The organism is Micromonospora sp. DT47 (assembly GCF_049844475.1).
In the GTDB taxonomy this organism is placed as follows: Bacteria; Actinomycetota; Actinomycetes; order Mycobacteriales; family Micromonosporaceae; genus Micromonospora.
This window is the reverse complement of the sequence record NZ_JBNCLC010000001.1, coordinates 487,210-505,581: the sequence shown is the minus strand read 5'-3', so window position 1 is coordinate 505,581 and position 18,372 is coordinate 487,210. Positions and strand designations below refer to the sequence as shown.

At 74.9% G+C, this 18,372-nt stretch carries 17 protein-coding genes; 10 read left to right on the top strand and 7 right to left on the bottom strand.

Features of this window, described 5'->3' with window-relative positions; all coding sequences use genetic code 11:
* Positions 1-195 precede the first annotated feature (195 nt).
* Both ACLQ2U_RS02510 and ACLQ2U_RS02505 read left to right on the top strand, forming a co-directional pair.
* Positions 196-1,170 (top strand): hypothetical protein, encoded by a 975-nt coding sequence (locus ACLQ2U_RS02510; protein WP_425748843.1) that lies wholly within the window; start codon positions 196-198, stop codon positions 1,168-1,170.
* A 194-nt stretch (positions 1,171-1,364) separates the two neighbouring features.
* Positions 1,365-1,916, top strand: coding sequence for a phosphatase PAP2 family protein (locus ACLQ2U_RS02505; protein ID WP_425748842.1), 552 nt, complete (start codon positions 1,365-1,367; stop codon positions 1,914-1,916).
* Between the two features lie 46 nt (positions 1,917-1,962).
* On the opposite strand, the gene ACLQ2U_RS02500 is transcribed toward ACLQ2U_RS02505, so the two are convergent.
* Positions 1,963-2,649, bottom strand: coding sequence for an NUDIX hydrolase (locus ACLQ2U_RS02500; RefSeq protein ID WP_425748841.1), 687 nt, complete (start codon positions 2,647-2,649; stop codon positions 1,963-1,965).
* A gap of 76 nt (positions 2,650-2,725) precedes the next feature.
* Between ACLQ2U_RS02500 and ACLQ2U_RS02495 the strand changes: the two genes are divergently transcribed.
* Positions 2,726-3,838 (top strand): SPFH domain-containing protein, encoded by a 1,113-nt coding sequence (locus ACLQ2U_RS02495; RefSeq protein ID WP_425748840.1) that lies wholly within the window; start codon positions 2,726-2,728, stop codon positions 3,836-3,838.
* The gene (locus tag ACLQ2U_RS02490) at positions 3,835-4,746 is read left to right on the top strand and encodes a hypothetical protein (protein WP_425748839.1); all 912 of its coding nucleotides are present in this window, start codon (positions 3,835-3,837) and stop codon (positions 4,744-4,746) included. The genes ACLQ2U_RS02495 and ACLQ2U_RS02490 overlap by 4 nt, the downstream gene beginning before the upstream one ends.
* Before the next feature lie 34 nt (positions 4,747-4,780).
* Here the strand turns inward: ACLQ2U_RS02490 and ACLQ2U_RS02485 are convergent, their stop codons facing one another.
* The 3 genes from ACLQ2U_RS02485 to ACLQ2U_RS02475 are packed head-to-tail and all read right to left on the bottom strand — an operon-like array spanning position 4,781 to position 9,587.
* Positions 4,781-6,010, bottom strand: a complete 1,230-nt coding sequence (locus ACLQ2U_RS02485; RefSeq protein ID WP_425748838.1) for a hypothetical protein — start codon at positions 6,008-6,010, stop codon at positions 4,781-4,783.
* A 53-nt stretch (positions 6,011-6,063) separates the two neighbouring features.
* A complete protein-coding gene (locus tag ACLQ2U_RS02480) occupies positions 6,064-7,725 on the bottom strand; it encodes a GTPase (protein WP_425748891.1) in 1,662 nt (553 codons plus the stop codon).
* A gap of 17 nt (positions 7,726-7,742) precedes the next feature.
* Positions 7,743-9,587 (bottom strand): ABC transporter, encoded by a 1,845-nt coding sequence (locus ACLQ2U_RS02475; RefSeq protein WP_425748837.1) that lies wholly within the window; start codon positions 9,585-9,587, stop codon positions 7,743-7,745.
* A 197-nt stretch (positions 9,588-9,784) separates the two neighbouring features.
* On the opposite strand from ACLQ2U_RS02475, the gene dnaK reads away from it, so the two are divergent.
* From dnaK to ACLQ2U_RS02450, 5 genes are all read left to right on the top strand, one after another.
* On the top strand, positions 9,785-11,653 hold the full coding sequence (dnaK, locus tag ACLQ2U_RS02470) for a molecular chaperone DnaK (protein WP_425748836.1): 1,869 nt from the start codon (positions 9,785-9,787) through the stop codon (positions 11,651-11,653).
* A gap of 48 nt (positions 11,654-11,701) precedes the next feature.
* On the top strand, positions 11,702-12,457 hold the full coding sequence (gene grpE, locus ACLQ2U_RS02465; RefSeq protein ID WP_425748835.1) for a nucleotide exchange factor GrpE: 756 nt from the start codon (positions 11,702-11,704) through the stop codon (positions 12,455-12,457).
* An 82-nt stretch (positions 12,458-12,539) separates the two neighbouring features.
* Positions 12,540-13,721, top strand: coding sequence for a molecular chaperone DnaJ (dnaJ, locus tag ACLQ2U_RS02460; protein WP_425748834.1), 1,182 nt, complete (start codon positions 12,540-12,542; stop codon positions 13,719-13,721).
* Between the two features lie 29 nt (positions 13,722-13,750).
* On the top strand, positions 13,751-14,188 hold the full coding sequence (locus tag ACLQ2U_RS02455) for a heat shock protein transcriptional repressor HspR (RefSeq protein WP_425748833.1): 438 nt from the start codon (positions 13,751-13,753) through the stop codon (positions 14,186-14,188).
* Between the two features lie 389 nt (positions 14,189-14,577).
* Positions 14,578-14,787, top strand: coding sequence for a hypothetical protein (locus ACLQ2U_RS02450; protein ID WP_425748832.1), 210 nt, complete (start codon positions 14,578-14,580; stop codon positions 14,785-14,787).
* A 97-nt stretch (positions 14,788-14,884) separates the two neighbouring features.
* Here the strand turns inward: ACLQ2U_RS02450 and ACLQ2U_RS02445 are convergent, their stop codons facing one another.
* The 3 genes from ACLQ2U_RS02445 to ACLQ2U_RS02435 all read right to left on the bottom strand — a co-directional run bounded on the left by ACLQ2U_RS02445 (position 14,885) and on the right by ACLQ2U_RS02435 (position 17,241).
* Positions 14,885-15,316 carry a hypothetical protein gene (locus ACLQ2U_RS02445; RefSeq protein ID WP_425748831.1) on the bottom strand — a complete coding sequence of 144 codons (432 nt, stop codon included), beginning with the start codon at positions 15,314-15,316 and terminating at the stop codon, positions 14,885-14,887.
* Positions 15,317-15,529: 213 nt separating this feature from the next.
* Positions 15,530-16,735, bottom strand: a complete 1,206-nt coding sequence (locus tag ACLQ2U_RS02440) for a cation:proton antiporter (RefSeq protein WP_425748830.1) — start codon at positions 16,733-16,735, stop codon at positions 15,530-15,532.
* Between the two features lie 5 nt (positions 16,736-16,740).
* Complete coding sequence (locus ACLQ2U_RS02435) at positions 16,741-17,241, bottom strand: cation:proton antiporter regulatory subunit (RefSeq protein ID WP_425748829.1); 501 nt, start codon at positions 17,239-17,241, stop codon at positions 16,741-16,743.
* A gap of 32 nt (positions 17,242-17,273) precedes the next feature.
* Between ACLQ2U_RS02435 and ACLQ2U_RS02430 the strand changes: the two genes are divergently transcribed.
* Complete coding sequence (locus ACLQ2U_RS02430; protein WP_425748828.1) at positions 17,274-18,371, top strand: hypothetical protein; 1,098 nt, start codon at positions 17,274-17,276, stop codon at positions 18,369-18,371.
* The last annotated feature ends 1 nt before the right edge of the window (position 18,372 follow it).

Below are 18,372 nucleotides of genomic sequence, written 5' to 3'. Positions count from 1 at the left end.
CTTCGCGACGCATCGAGGGATTTGTCGTTTCGAAGATTCACGGTGACGGACATTCTGTGTGTCGACACGCTGTGCTGTCTGGTGAACTGAGCGTCACTGGTCCAAGCTGACTGGCGTCAGATTGAGCAGTTAACGGCCTTTGTCGCATTGCCGACGCTGGCCGCCGCCGACCCGTGCCGACGACGAGGAGTGTGCGTGTCCGAGACAGGTGAGGGTCCCGTCGCGCCGCTGCTCGGCCGGAGCCGGGTCGGTCCCGCGTACCGGCGGGTGATCGGCGCGCACCGCGCTCCCGGGTCGGGCGCACCCGGCCGTGGCTACGTGTTCACCGTCGCCCTGCTCGCCGGCACGGCGTCGATGCCGATCCTCGCCGCGATCAGCGCCGGCTCGGCCACCGTGGGCAGCAGCGCGCTGCCCGACGGTCGTACCCCGTTCCTGCCCACCCCCTCCGTCGGTCCGGTGGTGGTCCCGGTGCCCGTCACCGGGCAGCCGGCGCTCCCGCCGGCCGGCCCGGGAACGCCGACGCCGACCGTGGGCGGCGGCGCGGTCATCCCGCCGCCACCCGGCGCGGCGGTGTTCAACGTGCCGGCGGTCCCCGACGACCCCGGGTCGGCGCGGCGTCCGGTCCCGCCCGCCCCGCGGCCCCCCGCCCCACCGCCGGCCACCACACCCGGACCGACCCCGCGCCAGACCTCCGGCCCGGTTCCCGCGCCGCACCCCTCGCCGACCGGTTCGTCGACGCCGGACCCCACCCCCAGTCCGACCGCCGAACCGACCAGCACCTTCTCCGAGCCGCCGTCGGACCCTTCGCCCACCCCCGCGCCGACCGTCACCCCGACCGGGTCTCCTGACCCGACCGCCGAGCCGAGCCCGACCGCCACCGCCGTCCCGGAGCCCACCGTGACGATCACCCTGGTCCCGACGGTGACTCCCCGGGCCACCGCCACCGCGATTCCCACCCGGACCCGCCCGCCGGCGCTGACGGGCACCCCGTGCGTCCTGGTCGCCGGGGATGCGGACGGCTCGCGCCGGGCCACCCCGTCGCCCTCCGCGCGACCGCCGGTCGGCCCGGCGGCCACCCCGAGCCCGACGCCCCAGGCCCCGGCCGAGCCCGCGCCGACCGGCCACGACCTGCCCGCCCCGGGCGGTACGGTGACGGGCGACGCCAGCTGACCTGCCCGACGCGCCGCCTCGCCAGGCCGGGTCGCGGCAGCGCCGGCCGCCCCGCGGGGAGTCACCCGCCGGGCCGCGGTCGGCCGGGACGGATCGGGGACGGGCCGCTGAACGGGATCGACGGCAGTGGTGACGACGGTGGGATCCGTCCGGTCGTCGGGCCAGTCGGCCGGACGACCCGACTGGCCCGGCTGGTGACCGAGCTGACCGCGCCCGCCGTCCTGGTCACCGTGCTGACCGTGGCCGTCGGCTGGCACGGCGCCGGTGGCGCGCACGGGCTGGCCTGGGGGTTGCTCGCCACCGTCTTCGCCAGCGGCATCCCGTTCGCGTACATCGTCGGCGGGGTGCGCCGTGGCCGGCTCACCGACCACCACGTGGGGGTACGCGAGCAGCGGCGCGTACCGCTGCTCTTCGGTCTGGCCTCGGCCGCCGCCGGCCTGGCGCTGCTCGCGGCGCTCGGCGCCCCGCGCCCGGTGCTGGCCCTGGTCGCCGCCGGGGTGGTCGGCCTGGTGGTGGCGGTGTCGGTCAGCCACTGGTGGAAGATGTCGATCCACTCCGCGGTGGCGGCGGGCACGGTGGTGGTGCTGGTGCTCACCTTCGGCCGCCGGATGCTGGTCGTCGCGCCGCTGCTGGCCGTGGTCGGCTGGTCCCGGGTACGGCTGCGGGACCACACCGTCGCCCAGGTGGTGGCCGGGGGCGTGGTCGGCGGGCTGGTCGCCGGGGTGGTCTTCGGCGCGCTCAGCTGAGGATCGCCCGGCCCCGCAGCGCCCAGGCCCTCAGCCGGTCGGGCCCTCAGCGGTCGGGCCGGAGCATCGGCGGGTGCAGCAGGGTGGCCGGGCCGCGCCGGAAGAGCTGCGCCGGTCGGCCCCGGTCGCCCTCGGTGGAGCGTCCCGCCGGCGCCACGAAACCCGGCGTGCCGGTCACCTTCCGGTGGAAGTTGCGCGGGTCGAGCCGGACCCCCCAGACCGTCTCGTAGACCGTCCGCAGCTGCGCCACGGTGAACTCGGGCGGGCAGAACGCGGTGGCCAGCGGGGTGTACTCCAGCTTGGCCCGGGCCCGTTCCAGGCCGTCGGCCACGATCTGGTCGTGGTCGAAGGCGAGCTGGCCCGGGGTGAGCCGGGAGACCGGCACCCAGTCCGCCGCGGCGGCGTCGGTGCCGGCCACCGGCGTGGGCAGGTCGGGCAGGAGGGCCAGCCAGGCCACGGTCACCACCCGGCCGCGCGGGTCCCGGTCCGGCCGGCCGTACGTGCCGAGCTGCTCCAGGTGGCCGGCCGGCTCGGGTAGTCCGGTCTCCTCGGTCAGCTCCCGGACGGCCGCGTCGGACAGGTCCTCGTCGATGCCGACGAAGCCGCCCGGCAGCGCCCAGCGCCCCCGGAAGGGCGGGACGCCGCGGCGTACCAGCAGCAGGTTCAGCTCGTCGGACCGGACGGTGAGCACCACCAGGTCCACCGTCACCGCGAACGGCGGGTACTCGGTCATCTCTTTATCACCACCTTGACGATAACCTAGCAGAGTGTTTATCGTCGGCTAGACGAGAAAGGGGAGGATGACGATCATGGCCGATGTGACGAGGCGGTTCTTCCTGCGCCACCTGCGCGGGACCCCGACCAGTTGGGTACGGCTCCACGTGGGCGGACGGGTCCGCCGGGAGGGGGTCGGCCAGTCCTTCTGGTACCGGCCGCTGACCGCCGTGCTCAGCGAGGTGCCGGTCGACGACCGGGAGCTGCCGCTGCTCTTCCACGCCCGCACCGGCGACTTCGCCGACATCACCGTGCAGGCCACCGTGACCTACCGGGTCGCCGACCCGGCGCTCGCCGCCGGCCGGCTCGACTTCTCCGTCGACCCGCGCACCGGGAGGACCCGGTCCCGCCCGCTGGACCAGGTCGCCACGCTCCTGGCCGAGCTGGCCCAGCAGCCCGCCCTCGACCTGCTCGCCCGGGTGCCGCTGGCCGAGGCGCTGACCACCGTCGCGCCGGTCCGCGAGGCGGTCTCCGCCGCGCTCGGCGCCGAGCCCCGGCTGGCCGACATCGGCGTCGCGGTGGTCAGCGCCCGGGTGGTCGCCATCCGGCCCGAACCCGAGCTCGAACGGGCCCTGCAGACCCCCACCCGGGAGGCGGTGCAGGTGGAGTCCGACCGGGCCACCTACGCCCGGCGGGCCCAGGCTGTCGAGCAGGAGCGTTCGATCGCCGAGAACGAGCTGCAGAACAAGATCGAGCTGGCCCGCCGCGAGCAGCAGCTCGTCGAACAGCACGGCGCCAACACCCGGCGCCGGGCCGAGCTGGACGCCTCCGCCGAACTGGCCGCCGCGCAGGGCAAGGCGGAACGCGAGAAGGTGGCCAACGCGGCCGCCGCCGAACGGGCCCGGGTGCTCGCCACCGCCGAGGCGGAGAAGGAACGCCTGCTCGCCGCCGGCGCCGCCGACAAGGAGCGCGTGCTCGCCGCGGCCAAGGCCGACACGGTACGCGCCGTCGGCACCGCCGAGGCCGAGGCGGAGGGGGCCAAGCTGGCCGCGTACGCCGCACTGCCGTCGGAGGTGCTGCGGGCGCTGACCGTCCGCGACCTGGCCGGCCAGCTGCCGCAGATCGGCCAGCTCACCGTCACCCCGGACCTGCTCACCGACCTGCTGGGCCGGCTCGCCGGGCCGACGGCGCCGGCAGTGGACCGGTGAGCGGCACCCTGAACCCCCGGGTCGTGGTGGTGCGCCGCCGCAGCGAGCTGGAAGAGCTGCTGGCCCGGCACGGCACCCGGGCGGCGGCCGAGTGGTACCTGCGCGAGCGGGGCCGGGACCTGGCCGAGGTCGTCGACCGGCACGACGCCCTCCAGGCGGCGCTGACCGCGGTCGGCGCCGCCGTCCCCGCCGACTGGCGGCGCGGCACCGTGGACCGCGACGACCTGCCCCGGTTCCTCTTCGGCCCGGAGGACGTGGTGGTCGCCGTCGGCCCGGACGGCCTGGTCGCCAACGTGGCGAAGTACCTGGCCGGGCAGCCGGTGCTCGGGGTCGACCCGGAACCGGGCCGCAACGCGGGCGTCCTGGTCCGGTGCGCCGCCGACCAGGTCGCCGCGCTGCTGCCGGCGGTCGCCGCCGGCGCGGCACCGGTCCGCCGGCGGGCCATGGTCCGGGCCGCGCTCGACGACGGCCAGGAGCTGGTCGGCCTCAACGAGGTGTACGTGGGCCACAGCTCCCACCAGTCCGCCCGCTACCTGCTCACCGTCGCGGGCGGCGGGCGGACCCGGCGGGAACGGCACTCCTCCTCCGGGGTGGTGGTCGGCAGCGGAACGGGGGCGACCGGCTGGTGTGCGTCCATCGCGCGCGACCGTCCGGGCGCGCCGCGGCCGCCCGCCCCGGAGGAGGAGGCACTCTGCTGGTTCGTCCGGGAGGCGTGGCCCTCCCCGGTCACCGGGGCCGGCCTGGTCGCCGGCCGGCTGGACGGCGCCGACCGGCTGGAGCTGACCGCCGAGTCCGACGGCCTGGTGGTCTTCGCCGACGGGCTGGAGACCGACCGGATCGCGCTGGGCTGGGGGCAGCGGGTGCGCGTCGGCGTGGCCCCCGGCCGCCTCACCCTGGTCGAGCCGTGACCCGTGGCCGGCCCGGGCGCGGGGCCGCGGGGCCTCAGGGGGTGTCGTCGCCGAGGCGCTGCCGGTTCGCCTCGATCCAGGCGTCCAGCGCGGCCGGGTCGTCCGGGTCCACCCCGTCCGCCATCAGCTGGGCCACGGCGGCGGTGGCCGGGCTGCGCCTCTCGCCGGTGCTGTAGAGCCGGGCGAACTCGGACACCAGCTCCTCGATCGCCTCGTCGGTCTGCGTACCGGCCCGCTCGGGCAGCCCGCGCCGCCGGGCCGCGTGCGCTGTCCAGGCGCGCAGCACCCGGGGCAGCATCGCCGCGTCGTCCATGTCCAGCACGGCCCGCCGGTGCACCCAGTCCAGCAGGAACAGGCCAGCCACCGCCGGGCTCCAGCGCATCGGGTCGGCGTCCGGGAAGCTCGCCGCGTGGTCGAAGAGGAGGCTCAGGCAGAAGTGCAGCGAGGCCAGTTCCGCGTCGTCGTCCACCGCGGCCAGGCCGAACCGGGCGGCCTCGGGCGAGGCCAGGAACGCGCGGACCAGTTCGGTGCGCTCGTCCCCGGTGAGCGGCTCGGCGTCCCAGGTGGTGGTGTCGGCGGGCGCGCCCGGCAGCACCGCCAGCCGGGCGCCCACCAGCGCCCGGTCGGTGGCGAGCGAACCCTCCGCGGGCAGGTCGCCGAGGTCGTCGGTGACCGCCAGGTGGCGGCTCACCTCGCCGTGCATCCGGGCCGGGTCCTCCTCGCGGAACCAGGTCAGGTCGTCGGCGGCGCACATCTGCCGCACCTGCTCGAGGATCCGCTCGGCGGGACCGCCGACGAAGACATCCTTGGTGATGCCGATGTTGTGGTCGACCAGGGCGACCAGGGCGTGCTCCGGGCCGCCGGCGGCGTCGTCGTCGTACGCGAAGGTGGCCAGGTAGGAGGTCTGGTCGCCGTACACGTCGCCGTAGGACCAGGTGCCGGTGAGGTGGACCCGGCCGAGCTGGCCGGACCAGGCCGGCGCCTGCGTGCCCGGGCGGACCTTCGCGGCGCCCTCGGCGTCCGGCACCAGCGCGGCGAAGACCGAGCGGATGGTGGTCGCGGCGGCGGTCCGGCGGCGCGACGTGGCGGCCAGGAAACCGGAGACGAACTCGCGCACCGCCGTCTCCCGGTCCGTCTCCGCGATCGCGTAGACGCTGCCGAGTAGCGCGGTGCCGAGCATCTCGGCGTCGAGGGCGCAGTCCAGCCTCGTCACGTCGCGTGCGGCCTGGAGCACCGCGTCGTAGGGGGTCTGTGGCGTGGCCATGGACCGACCCTACGCCGACCGGGCGGCGGCGACACCCGAGCTGGGGCCGGGCGCTACCGCGCGGCGTCGCGCAACGCGGCCCGGGCCTGCCCGTACCGGTCGAGGACGGCCCGCACCGGGGTGAGGACGTACCCGGCGCCGACCTCGGCCACGGCGGTGCTGAGCCGTCGCTCCGCCCGCTGCCGGGCCCGCCGGGCCGCCCACCGGATCACCGGCCGGGTCGCTGCGGCCACCAGCAGCCCGGCGAGCAGGCCGCCGAGGAGCAGCAGGGTGGGCAGCGGCGCCTCGCCGACCCGCGGGTAGTCCAGCGCGGGCAGCCCGAGGGCGCGCAGCGCGTAGCCGAGTGCCAGCCAGCCGAGCCCCGCCACCGCGGCGAGGGTGACCAGCCACTGCAGGCCGCCGACGATCCGCCACCACACCGGTCGGCGGTCCATCCCCAGGTCGGCCCCGGCGACCGCGCGGTCCAGCGCGTCCGGCAGGTCGGCCAGCCGGGACCGGGCGGCCGAGGTGACCGCGCCGGGCCAGGGCGCCGGCAGCTCCGCGCCGGTCCGGTCGGCGACCGCGCGGATCGCCAGGCCCAGGGCCGACCGCTGGGCGGCCGTCGGGTCGGGCACCGAGGTGGCCGCGACCAGGCTCTCCTCCGGCCGGTCCGGGTCGGCCGCCGGCCCGGGCAGGTGCAGCCGGCGCAGCGGGTCCGGCCGCAGCTTGCGCCAGCCGCGCACCAGCGGCCAGCCGGTGGTCGCGCCGGCCCGGTGCCGGTACGCCCCCTCGACCGCCTCCGCCACCGCCGGCACCCCGGCCGCGCCGGCCAGGGCCCGGTCCAGCTCGCGGACCGTCGCGTCGTCCGGGGCGCCCTTCGGCACCTCGGCGGCGACCACCTCGTCCAGCCCGGCGACCACGGCGTCCACGTCGCCGGCGAGCCGGCGCAGCGCGGCCTGCCGCTCGGCGACCGTATGCTCCAACGCCTCGCGCAGCCCCACCATGCCGGCCGGGTCCACCGCCGTGGTGGCCAGCACCGGCACGCCGTCCAGCCCGTCGGCGTCGAGCAGCCGGCGCAGGTCGGCGACGACCCGGGGCAGCTCGGCCGGGGGCAGCCGGTCGGCCTGGTTGAGCACCACCAGCGTGACGTCCTTGTGCCGGTGGAACTCGCGCAGGTAGCTGGTATGGATCACGCGGTCGGCGTACTTCTGTGGGTCGACCACCCAGACCACCAGGTCGACCAGGCCGAGCAGCCGGTCCACCTCCAGTCGGTGGGACCGCTGCACCGAGTCGAAGTCGGGCAGGTCGAGCAGGATCAGCCCGTGCAGGCCGGACTCGTCGTCGCCGTCCAGCGCGCTCTCCCGGACGAACCGGTGACGGGGCAGCACACCGACCCAGTCGAGCAGCCGGGTGGCCCCGTCGGGCTGGCCCCAGACGCAGGCGTGCGCCACGCCGGTGGTGGGGCGGCGCACCCCGACCGGGGAGAGTTCCAGCCGGGCCAGGGCGTTGAACAGGCTGGACTTGCCGCTGCCGGTGGCCCCGGCAAGCGCCACCACGGTGTGGTCCCGGGACAGTGCGAGCCGGGTGCCGGCCCGCTCGACCAGGGTGTGCGCGGTGACCAGCCGGGAGTCGGGCACCTGGCCGTCCACCGCGCCGAGAAAGCGGCGTACCGCGTCCAGGCGGGTCACCAGGGCCTCCGCGTCCACCCGCTGGTCGCCCCGGAACGCCTCGCGCATCCGGCCGACGATGTTGGTCACCGGGTGCCACCCTCGGAGGTCGGGGCCGGCAGCGCCCGGCCGTCGCCGTCGGCCAGGCCGCTGCGGTGCCGGGCCACCTCGACCCGGCCGGCGGCTCGGCGCAGCTCGGCCCCGACGTCCGCGCCGGGCCGGGCCTCGTCGGTGCGCGCCAGGAAGCGCGCCGCCTCCGCGTCCAGCAGCGCGCCGACCCGTTCCAGCAGGTCGGCCCGGGCCTTGTTGGCCAGGGTACGCACGGCCTGGTCGCCGAAGATCGCCTGGAGCACGGCCTGCGCGGCGACCGTGGTGCCGGCCCCGGTGGCCACCTCCAGACCGGTCGGGATGAAGGCGGTCGAGGCGAACACCGCGATCATCACGGCGAGGCCGGTGGCGTTGACCGCGTACGCGGCGGTGCGGGCCACGAACCGCCGGTCGCCGCCCTCGGCCTTGACCAGTTCCAGCACACCGCGCTGCCAGTCGCGGATCATCCGCTCGGCCCGTTCGGGCAGGTCGTCGGAGGGGTGGGCGAGCGCCGGTTCGAGTAGCGCCGCGCCGGCCGGGTGCGCCCGCCACCCCGTGTACGCGTTCTCTGCCGCCTCCGAGGCGACCCCGCGCAGCAGGGTGACCAGCTGGGACTCGATGGCGTTGCGCAGCTCGGCGGCGGGGGCGGGGCGCCCGATCACCGCGGCGACCAACCGGTCGCGCAGCCGGCCGATCCGGGCCTCCAGCGTACGGAAGAACTCGCCGGTGCCGACGAACTCCTGCCACCGGGCGAGCACCTCACCGCGGAGCAGCCGGCCGTCCTGCAGCCCTTCCTCGACGCTCCGCCTCGCCCCCCGGTACGCGGCCCGGACCCGGTCGTCCAGCGCGTCGGCGGTGGTGACCTGCTCGTCGGCGGCCTCGGCCAGCGCCTCGACCGTCGGGTGCAGCGAAGCGAGCGCGCCGTCCAGGGTCTGCCGGACCACGGCGGCCCGGGCCTCGGCGTCGGCGGCGAGCCGGGCGAACCAGGCGCTCAGCGGTGCGGTGGCCTTGTTCGGCAGGAGTCCCTGCCCGTCGACCCAGGTCTCCGGCAGCACGAAGAGCGGCGCGGCGCCGAGGTCCTGGGCGGCGAGCATCTCCGACAGGTGGGCGGCGATCTCGTCGGCGGCCTCCGGCGGCACCCGGTCGAGCACCATGGCGATCGCCGCGCCCCGGGCCCGGGCGCTGCGCAGCAGCTCCCAGGGGACGGCGTCGGCGTACCGGGCGGCGGTGGTGACGAAGAGCCAGAGGTCGGCGGCGGCCAGCAGTTGGCCGGCCAGGGCCCGGTTGGCGTCGACCACCGAGTCGATGTCGGGCGCGTCGAGGAAGGCCAGCCCGGCGGGGAGCGCGGGGGCGGTGACCAGGTGCAGCGTGCGCGGGTCCTCGGTCGGCTCGTTGGTCCGGGTGAGGCCGGGCAGCAGCTCGCCCTGGCGGAACCAGGCGGAGTCGGCCGGATTGCAGACCAGCACCGGGGAACGGGTGGTCGGCCGGAGCACCCCGGCGGCGCTGACCCGGGCCTGGACCAGGCTGTTGACCAGGGTCGACTTGCCGGCGCCGGTAGAGCCGCCGACCACCACCAGCAGGGGCGCGTCGAGCCGGGCCAGCCGGGGCAGCAGGTAGTCGTCGAGCTGGTCGGTGAGCGCGGCGGCGGTGCGCCGGGCGGGCTCGGCCGAGGGCAGGGTCAGCGGGAACCGGGCCGCGCCGATCGCGGCCCGCAGCCCGGTCAGCGTGGCCGGCAGGCCGTCCCCGTTGGTGTCGGGCGCAGCATCCCCGGCGTCCGGCGACCCGGTGCGGGCGGCGACGGTGGGCGCGCCGGACCGGATGGCGGGATCGCCGTGCGTCGTCACCGCTAAAGCGTGCCCGACCGATGCAAGGGAAGACAACCGGACGGTAATAACGGTCGGGTTGCGTCGGGGCGACTCAACCTCGACTTTGCGGTTTTTCGGGGGCGTGGCACTATTGAGTCAAGTTCACTCAACTTGTGGTGGGTGCGCTGCGGGCGGTGCCCGTCACCTGCTAAACGTAACGAAGCGAGGAAGCGAAGATGGCACGTGCGGTCGGTATCGACCTCGGCACGACGAACTCCTGCGTCAGCGTTCTCGAGGGCGGTGAGCCCACCGTCATCGCCAACGCTGAGGGCTCGCGGACGACCCCGTCGATCGTCGCGTTCGCCCGCAACGGCGAGGTGCTCGTCGGTGAGGTCGCCAAGCGCCAGGCGGTGACCAACCCGGACCGGACGATCCGCTCGGTCAAGCGGGAGATCGGCACCAACTGGTCCGTTGACATCGACGGCAAGAAGTACACCCCGCAGGAGATCTCGGCGCGCACGCTGATGAAGCTCAAGCGGGACGCCGAGGCGTATCTGGGCGAGCAGATCACCGACGCGGTGATCACCGTCCCCGCCTACTTCAACGACGGCCAGCGCCAGGCCACCAAGGAGGCCGGTGAGATCGCCGGCTTCAACGTGCTGCGGATCGTCAACGAGCCGACCGCGGCCGCCCTGGCGTACGGGCTGGACAAGGGCTCCAAGGAGCAGACCGTCCTGGTCTTCGACCTGGGTGGCGGCACCTTCGACGTCTCCCTGCTGGAGCTCGCCGAGGGTGTCATCGAGGTCAAGTCGACCAGCGGTGACAACCACCTCGGTGGTGACGACTGGGACCAGCGGATCATCGACCACCTGGTGAAGACGTTCCGGGGCGAGCACGGCATCGACCTGGCCCAGGACAAGATGGCCCTGCAGCGGCTCCGTGAGGCCGCCGAGAAGGCCAAGATCGAGCTGTCGGCCGCCACCACCACCAACATCAACCTGCCGTACATCACCGCCGGCGCCGCCGGCCCGCTGCACCTGGACGTGACGCTCAGCCGCGCCGAGTTCCAGCGGATGACGCAGGACCTGCTGGACCGTTGCAAGGGTCCGTTCGAGCAGGCCGTGAAGGACGCCGGGATCAAGATCTCCGGCGTCGAGCACGTCATCCTGGTCGGCGGTTCGACCCGGATGCCCGCCGTGACCGACCTGGTCAAGCAGCTCACCGGCCGGGACCCGAACAAGGGCGTCAACCCGGACGAGGTCGTCGCCGTCGGCGCCGCCCTGCAGGCCGGTGTGCTCAAGGGTGAGGTCAAGGACGTCCTGCTGCTCGATGTGACCCCGCTGAGCCTGGGCATCGAGACCAAGGGCGGCATCTTCACCAAGCTGATCGAGCGCAACACCACGATCCCGACCAAGCGCTCCGAGGTCTTCACCACGGCGGACGACAACCAGCCGTCGGTGCTGATCCAGGTCTTCCAGGGTGAGCGGGAGATCGCGGCCTACAACAAGAAGCTCGGCACCTTCGAGCTGACCGGCCTCCCGCCGGCGCCGCGCGGCGTGCCGCAGATCGAGGTCGCCTTCGACATCGACGCCAACGGCATCGTCAACGTCCACGCGAAGGACCTCGGCACCGGCAAGGAGCAGAAGATGACGATCACCGGCGGCTCCTCGCTGCCGAAGGACGACATCGAGCGGATGCGCCGGGACGCCGAGGAGCACGCCGACGACGACAAGCGCCGTCGCGAGGAGGCCGAGGCCCGCAACGTGGCCGAGGCCCTGCAGTGGCAGACCGAGAAGTTCCTCGCCGAGAGCGGCGACAAGCTGCCCAGCGAGAACCGCGAGCAGCTCAACGAGGCGCTCGGCGAACTGCGTGGCGCGCTCGGTGGCCAGGACATCGAGAAGATCAAGGCCGCCCACGAGCGGCTGGCGCAGGTCTCCCAGCAGGCCGGTTCGCTGCTCTACTCGCAGCAGGCCGAGCAGGGTGAGCAGCCCGGCGCGGCCGGCCCGGGCGCGGGTGCCACGGGTGGCCCGCAGGCCGGCGGCCCGCAGGCCGGCGGCCCGGACGACGTGGTCGACGCGGAGATCGTGGACGAGGACAAGAAGTGACGGTCCGTCCCGGACCCCGACGCACGGCACAGAAATCGAGGTAGTCGCATGACGGAGAAGCCACGAGCCGCCGATCCGGAGTCCACCGGGTCGACGCCGGGTGGCTCCGCGCCCGCCGAGCAGGCCGCCGGCGACGGGCCGCGGGTCGTCATCCGCAACAACCGCAAGATCGGCAAGACCGAGGAGGCGCCCGCCGCCGCCGACGCCGGGGCGGACGTCCCGGCCGAGGGCCTGGTCGAGGAGGGTGAGGTCGTGGTCGACGAGATCGAGATCGAGGCCACCTCGGTCGACGGTCCGGCCCCGGCCGGCCCGCCGGTGGTGGACGCCCCCGCGCAGCCGGTCGACGGCGGCGCGGCCGGCTCCCCGCTCGGCGCCGAACTGGAGGCCCTCCGGGCCGAGCTGGACGAGCGGACCCGGGACCTGCAGCGGGTGTCGGCGGAGTACGCCAACTACCGCAAGCGGGTGGATCGGGACCGGGGCGTGGTCCAGGAGCAGGCGACCGGCTCGGTGCTCGCCGCGCTGCTGCCGATCCTGGACGACCTGGACCGGGCCCGGGAGCACGGCGACCTGGTCGGGCCGTTCGGCACGGTGGCCGAACAGCTCACCACCGCGCTGGGCAAGTTCGGCCTGACCCCGTTCGGGGAGCAGGGCGACCCGTTCGACCCCACCCGGCACGAGGCGGTCGCGCACCAGACCTCGCCGGACGTCGACGAGCCGACCTGCGTGCAGGTGATGCGCCGGGGCTACCTGCTCGGGGAGCGCCTGCTGCGGCCGGCGCTGGTCGCGGTCGCCGACCCGGAATAGTGCCTGACCATCCGGTCGCCCCGCCCGCCGGCTCACGGCGGGCGGGGCGACCGGGCCACATCACTCGGAAGGGGGTGGACCGGTGAGTTCCAAGGACTGGATCGAGAAGGACTACTACGCCGCGCTCGGCGTGCAGAAGTCCGCCTCCTCGGACGAGATCAAGAAGGCGTACCGGAAGCTGGCCCGGGAGTCGCACCCGGACCACAACCCCGGTGACCCGAAGGCCGAGGAGCGGTTCAAGGCCGTCTCCGAGGCGTACGCGGTGCTCGGCGACGAGGCCAAGCGCCGCGAGTACGACGAGATGCGCTCGCTGTTCGGCTCGGGCGCGTTCCGGCGCAACGCCCGCGGCGCCGGCCAGCCCGGCGGGGTGCCGTTCGACGTCTCCGACCTGTTCGGCGGCGGGGCCGGCGCGGACACCCGGTTCGGCGGCGGCGGCTTCACCGACCTGTTCAGCTCGATCTTCTCCGGTGGCGGCGCGGGCGGCCCGGCACGTCCGCGCGGCCCGGCCCGCGGCCGGGACGTGGAGACCGAGGTCGCGCTCGACTTCCAGGACGCGGTACGCGGGGTGACCCTCCCGCTGACCCTGCGCGCGCCCGGGGTCTGCGACACCTGCCACGGCAACGGCGCGAAGCCCGGCACCCAGCCGAAGACCTGCCCGGTCTGCCAGGGCGCCGGGGTGACCACCCGCAACCAGGGGTCGTTCAGCTTCTCCGAGCCGTGCCGCAACTGCCAGGGCGTCGGCACGGTCGTCGAGGAGAAGTGCCCGGAGTGCCACGGCACCGGCGGCGTGACCAAGACCCGCACGCTGAACGTCCGCTTCCCCGCCGGGGTGGCCGACGGGCAGCGGATCCGACTGGCCGGGCGGGGTGAGGCGGGCGAGCGCGGCGGCCCGGCCGGTGACCTGTTCGTGCAGGTCAAGGTCCGCCCGGACGAGCTGTTCGGGCGTACCGGGGACGATCTGACCCTGACCGTGCCGATCACCTTCGCGGAGGCGGTGCTCGGCATCGACCTGCGGGTACCCACGCTCGACGGCGCGGTGACCCTGCGGGTCCCGCCGGGTACGCCGTCCGGGCGGGTGCTGCGGGCCCGGGGCAAGGGTGTGGTCCGGCGCGACGGTCAGGCCGGTGACCTGCTGGTCACGCTGGACGTGGTGGTGCCGGCGATCGTGTCGGACGAGGCCCGGGCGGCGCTGGAGTCGTTCGCCGGGTCGACGCCGCCGGCCGCCCGGGAACATCTCGACGCGCGGGTGCGTCGGGTCGGTTGACCGGTGGATCGGGTGCGGAGGTGAGCGGGATGTCGGGCGATTTCGTCGGTTCGGGTGACCCTGCCTACGAGGCCAAGGTGCTGATGATCTCGGTCGCGGCGCGGATGGCGGGGATGCACCCCCAGACCCTGCGCCAGTACGACCGGCTCGGCCTGGTGCAGGCCGGCCGGGCGGCCGGGGGCGGGCGTCGCTACAGCGTGCGCGACGTGGTGCTGCTGCGCGAGGTGCAGCGGCTCAGCCAGGACGACGGGATCAACCTGGCCGGGGTCAAGCGGATCATCGGTCTGGAGCGCCTGCTGGAGCAGGCGCAGCAGCGGGTGGCCCGGCTGGAGGCGGAGTTGGACGCCGCGTACCGGCGGATCGCCGAGCTGGAGTCGCTGGCCACCTTCCCCGGTCGGGATCTCGTGCCCACCAACCGCACGTCGACCGCGCTGGTGGTCTGGCGCCCCCGCCGCACCGACCGCTGACCGCCGGGCCGGTTCCCGGCGGCCGCACCCGCACGGCGCGTGCGGGCCGCACCCGCCTTCTCCGACTGTCCACCCGGTCGATCTTGCACAGCGTCGCCGGCTGCCACCTGCAACTCGCCGCCGCCGACCGCCCCCCGGCCGCACCAGCGCGCTGCGCCGCTGGCTCGACCCGTCGTCCGTCAGGGCCCCCGCCGCCCACCCGGTCCGGACATACCGAGCGGATCGGTCGGGCACGCCGCCGATGCGAATGGCGAGTGGAACACCATGGCTGTCAAACCGCCTCGACCCGGCGTAGTTCCCGGAATTCCCGGCGCGAGCCGGGGCGACTGCCTTAGCCTAAAAGCAGGTCCAACCTGAACAATCCGGACTCCGAACTGGCAGGGGGAGCCATGGCGGAATCGGCCAAGGATGTGGTCCAGCAGGCGGAGGACCGGCTCGAGAAGGTGGCCGAGAAGGTCCGGGAGAGGTTCGACCGGGTCACCGAGGGCGAGTTCACTGACAAGATCAAGAATGGCCGGTTCGCCGACCAGGTCGACCACGGCGTCGACCAGGGGCGGACCGAGGCGAGACGCCGGAACCAGGGTGGATCGGAACGCTGACGATCCGCCGACGTGCGGGCCGGGACCCACGGGGGGCCCCGGCCCGTTCGCCGTGCGTGCGGCGGTGGCCGGCGGGCCACACCCACCGAGAGCGGGACTAGCCGAGCCGGCGGTTCTCCCGGACCAGGCCGCCCTCACACCAGTCCCGATAGACGAAGAGGTCCTGCCGGGCCAGCAGCATCCGGCTGTTGTGCGCCCAGGTGCGCATCAGCTCGTCGCCGTCCCGCTCGGCCTGCTCGACCACCTTCCGGAAGCGGCGCTTCGGGTGCGCGCGGAAGTTCGTCCGGATGCCGTCCGCGGCGTAGATGTAGAGGCAGTGCAGGGCGAACCGGCGGGCCGGACAGGCCGGGTCCATGGCCAGGTCGAAGAGGGTGAGCACCAGGTGGTCCCCGGCCACCAGCAGGTCCCAGTCCGGCGGCATGGAGGTCAGTGGCACCGAATCGGGCTGGTACGCCCAGGCCCGCAACTCCGTCGGTGACGGATCGACGGGGTTGGCGAAGCCGTGGAAGGTCGACTCCTGCACGCTCACCGGCAACCTTCCGCTCGCGCCCGCGGGTGCGCAGCGCACCGCCCACCTGCGGAACCCTGACCTGCTGGGGCGCCACGGTAGCGCGCGGTACCGGGCTGGCGGTAGCCCCTGTCGGGAGCAATTCGGCGACGGCCGGACCGGCCGGGTGGACCGTACGGTCGACCCGGCCGGTCGGCGGGTCGGCTGGTGCCGGCCGGCCCGCCGGGTCCGGGGTCAGTCGGCGGTGGGCAGGGGCTCCGGCCGCCGCGCCGGGGTGCGCCCGCGCAGCCAGCGCTTGAACCACCCCATGTCGGGCAGTCGGGCCAGCATCGGCCCGGTCACCACGGTGATCAGCACGTACGCCGTGGCGAGCGCCGCCAGCCGGGGCTCGACCGTGCCGGCGGCCACCGCCAGTCCGGCGATGACGATGGAGAACTCCCCGCGCGGCATCAGCGCGAAGCCGGCCCGCCAGCGACCGGGTTCGGCGATGCCGGCCCGCCGCGCCGCCAGGTAGCCGGTGAGCAGCTTCGTCCCCATGGTGACCACGGCCAGGGCCAGCGCCGGCAGCAGCACCGGCGGCATGTCCCGGGGGTCGGTGACCAGGCCGAAGAAGACGAAGAAGACCGCGGCGAAGAGGTCCCGCAACGGGGAGAGCAGCTCGGTCGCGTGGTGCGCCACCGGCCCGGACAGCGCGATGCCGACCAGGAACGCGCCGACCGCGGCGGAGACCTGGAGCTTGGCCGCGGCGCCGGCGACCAGCAGGGTGAGGCCGAGCACCCCGAGCAGCAGCGCCTCCGGGTCCTTCGCCGACAGGGCCGCGGAGATCAGGTGGCCGTACCGGATGGCGACCACCAGCACGACGACCACGGTGAGCACCGCGACGCCGAGCGCGATCCCGCCCTTGACCAGCCCCACGCCGGCCAGCAGCGCGGTGACCAGCGGCAGGTAGAGCGCCATGGCCAGGTCCTCGATGACCAGGACGGAGAGGATCACCGGGGTCTCCCGGTTACCGACCCGGCCCAGGTCGCCGAGCACCTTGGCGATCACCCCGGAGGACGAGATCCAGGTGATCCCGCCGAGCACCACGGCGGCCACCCAGCCCCAGCCGAGCAGCAGCGCGAACGCGAAGCCCGGCAGCGCGTTGAGCAGCGCGTCGATCAGCCCGGCCGGCGCGGCCGAGCGGAGGTTGCCGACCAGCTCGTTGGCGCTGTACTCCAGGCCGAGCATGACCAGCAGCAGGATGACGCCGATCTCGGCGCCGACGGCGAAGAACTCCTCGCTGGCGTTGAGCGGCAACAGGCCGCCGTGGCCGAAGCCGAGGCCGGCGAGCAGGTAGAGGGGGATCGGGGAGACCCCGAACCGCCGGCTGAGCCGGCCCAGGAGTCCGAGGAGCAGCAGCAGCGCGCCGACCTCGACGAGCAGTGTGGTGGTTTCGTGCATCCGCCTCAGCCGTCCGGGTCACTGTCGGCGAGGATGGCCGTCACTCCGTCGAGCCCCTTGCGGGTGCCGACCACGACCACCACGTCACCGGCCGCGAAGCGGAAGGTGGGATCGGGCGAGACGTTCACCTCGCCCTGGCGGAGCACCGCCACGATCGAGGCGCCGGTGCGCGTGCGTGCATTGGTGTCGCCGAGCCGCTTGTTGACGTACTTCGACCCCGCCGGGATGGCGATCTGCTCGGTGAGCAGCCCGGCCGCCTGCTCGCGCAGGCCGGAGAGCTGGCCGAGCATCAGCGACGCGCCGAGGATGTCGGCGAGCGCCTCCGCCTCGTCGTCGGTGAGCGGGATGTCCGCCTGGCAGGCGTCCGGATCGTCCGGGTCGTACAGGACGAGGTCGCGGCGGCCGTTGCGGTGGGAGACAACGCCGAGCCGGCGGCCGGATTCCGTCACCAGGTCGTGACGCACGCCGATCCCCGGTAGGGCAGTCTGTTCGACACGTACTCGCACCCGGGCAAGGCTACCCTGCCGAGGAGGCGGTCATGATCGAACGAGCCGTGCGGTCCCTGCCCGCCCTGCTCCTCGTCCCGGCGCTGGTGTCGTGCACGGCGGTCGGCGACATCCGCCGCGATCCGCCGGCCCGGACGTCCGCGCCGCCCCGGCCGATCGCGTCCGCGCCGGCGCCGCCGCCGCCCGCCGGCTTCGACGAGGTACGCGCCGTCCGGGTCGCTGTCGCCCAGCGGTACGACGACCCGTACGTTGAGTTCTCCGACGCCGAGCACGGCTGGGCGCTCTTCGGCAGCTGCGACGGCCGCCCGCCGGAGCGGACCTGCCCCGCGCTGCTCTTCTCCACCCTGGACGGTGGCCGCTCCTGGCTGAAGGTGCCCCATCCGCGTCCGGTGGCCGACAACCAGCAGCTCTACACCGCCCCCGGGCTGGTGGTGCTCCGGGCCGAGCCGCACGGCTGGTACGCCTCCACCGACGGCGGCGCGAGCTTCGTGCGTACGGCCGGGGAGCCGGCGGCGTGGCGGGCCGCGCAGGGGCGGTTCCAGGTGATCGAGGGCGCCGACCGGGTGGGCGAGTGGGACGGCACGCGGCTGCGCCCGCTCGCGGCACAGCCGCCGGTGCCGGGCCTGGACACCGTCGCCTCCTCCGACGAGTTGCTGGTGGCGGCGGGAGCGGCCGACGGCCGGCCGTACGCGGCGGTCTCGACGGACCGGGGTCGGAGCTGGCAGCGGACCGCGGTGCCGGCGCCCGACGGCGAGGTGTCCGTCCTCCAGGTGCGGGTGGCGCCGGACGGCGACGTGTGGCTGGTGGGAGAGCGGTCGGACCGGCTGGATTTCCCGGCGCTCTGGCGCTACCCGGGGCGCTGGCTGCCGGTGCCGGCGGAGTCCTATCCTTCGCGGATCCTGTCGGTGGCTCCGGTCGGCGCCGGGCGGCTCGCGGTGACCGGCCCGTACGGCGCGGGCGTGGTGATCGAGGGCCGCTACACGCCGGTCCCCTGGCCGCTCGGCCCGAACCACCATCTGACCATCCTCGGCGACGGCACCGTGTTCGCCCGGGGATCGGCAGAGGTGGTGCTGGGTAGCGGCGTCGGCACGGATCGGCGGTGGACGCGGGTGGCCGTCGAAGGGGACTGAG

What these genes read in the sequence shown, in the direction of transcription:
- ACLQ2U_RS02500 (WP_425748841.1), bottom strand. Translation starts at nt 2,649, where the DNA reads ATGACCGAGTACCCGCCGTTCGCGGTGACGGTGGACCTGGTGGTGCTC.
- ACLQ2U_RS02495 (WP_425748840.1), top strand. Translation starts at nt 2,726, where the DNA reads ATGGCCGATGTGACGAGGCGGTTCTTCCTGCGCCACCTGCGCGGGACC.
- ACLQ2U_RS02485 (WP_425748838.1), bottom strand. Translation starts at nt 6,010, where the DNA reads ATGGCCACGCCACAGACCCCCTACGACGCGGTGCTCCAGGCCGCACGC.
- ACLQ2U_RS02480 (WP_425748891.1), bottom strand. Translation starts at nt 7,725, where the DNA reads ATGCGCGAGGCGTTCCGGGGCGACCAGCGGGTGGACGCGGAGGCCCTG.
- dnaK (WP_425748836.1), top strand. Translation starts at nt 9,785, where the DNA reads ATGGCACGTGCGGTCGGTATCGACCTCGGCACGACGAACTCCTGCGTC.
- grpE (WP_425748835.1), top strand. Translation starts at nt 11,702, where the DNA reads ATGACGGAGAAGCCACGAGCCGCCGATCCGGAGTCCACCGGGTCGACG.
- ACLQ2U_RS02455 (WP_425748833.1), top strand. Translation starts at nt 13,751, where the DNA reads ATGTCGGGCGATTTCGTCGGTTCGGGTGACCCTGCCTACGAGGCCAAG.
- ACLQ2U_RS02450 (WP_425748832.1), top strand. Translation starts at nt 14,578, where the DNA reads ATGGCGGAATCGGCCAAGGATGTGGTCCAGCAGGCGGAGGACCGGCTC.
- ACLQ2U_RS02440 (WP_425748830.1), bottom strand. Translation starts at nt 16,735, where the DNA reads ATGCACGAAACCACCACACTGCTCGTCGAGGTCGGCGCGCTGCTGCTG.
- ACLQ2U_RS02430 (WP_425748828.1), top strand. Translation starts at nt 17,274, where the DNA reads ATGATCGAACGAGCCGTGCGGTCCCTGCCCGCCCTGCTCCTCGTCCCG.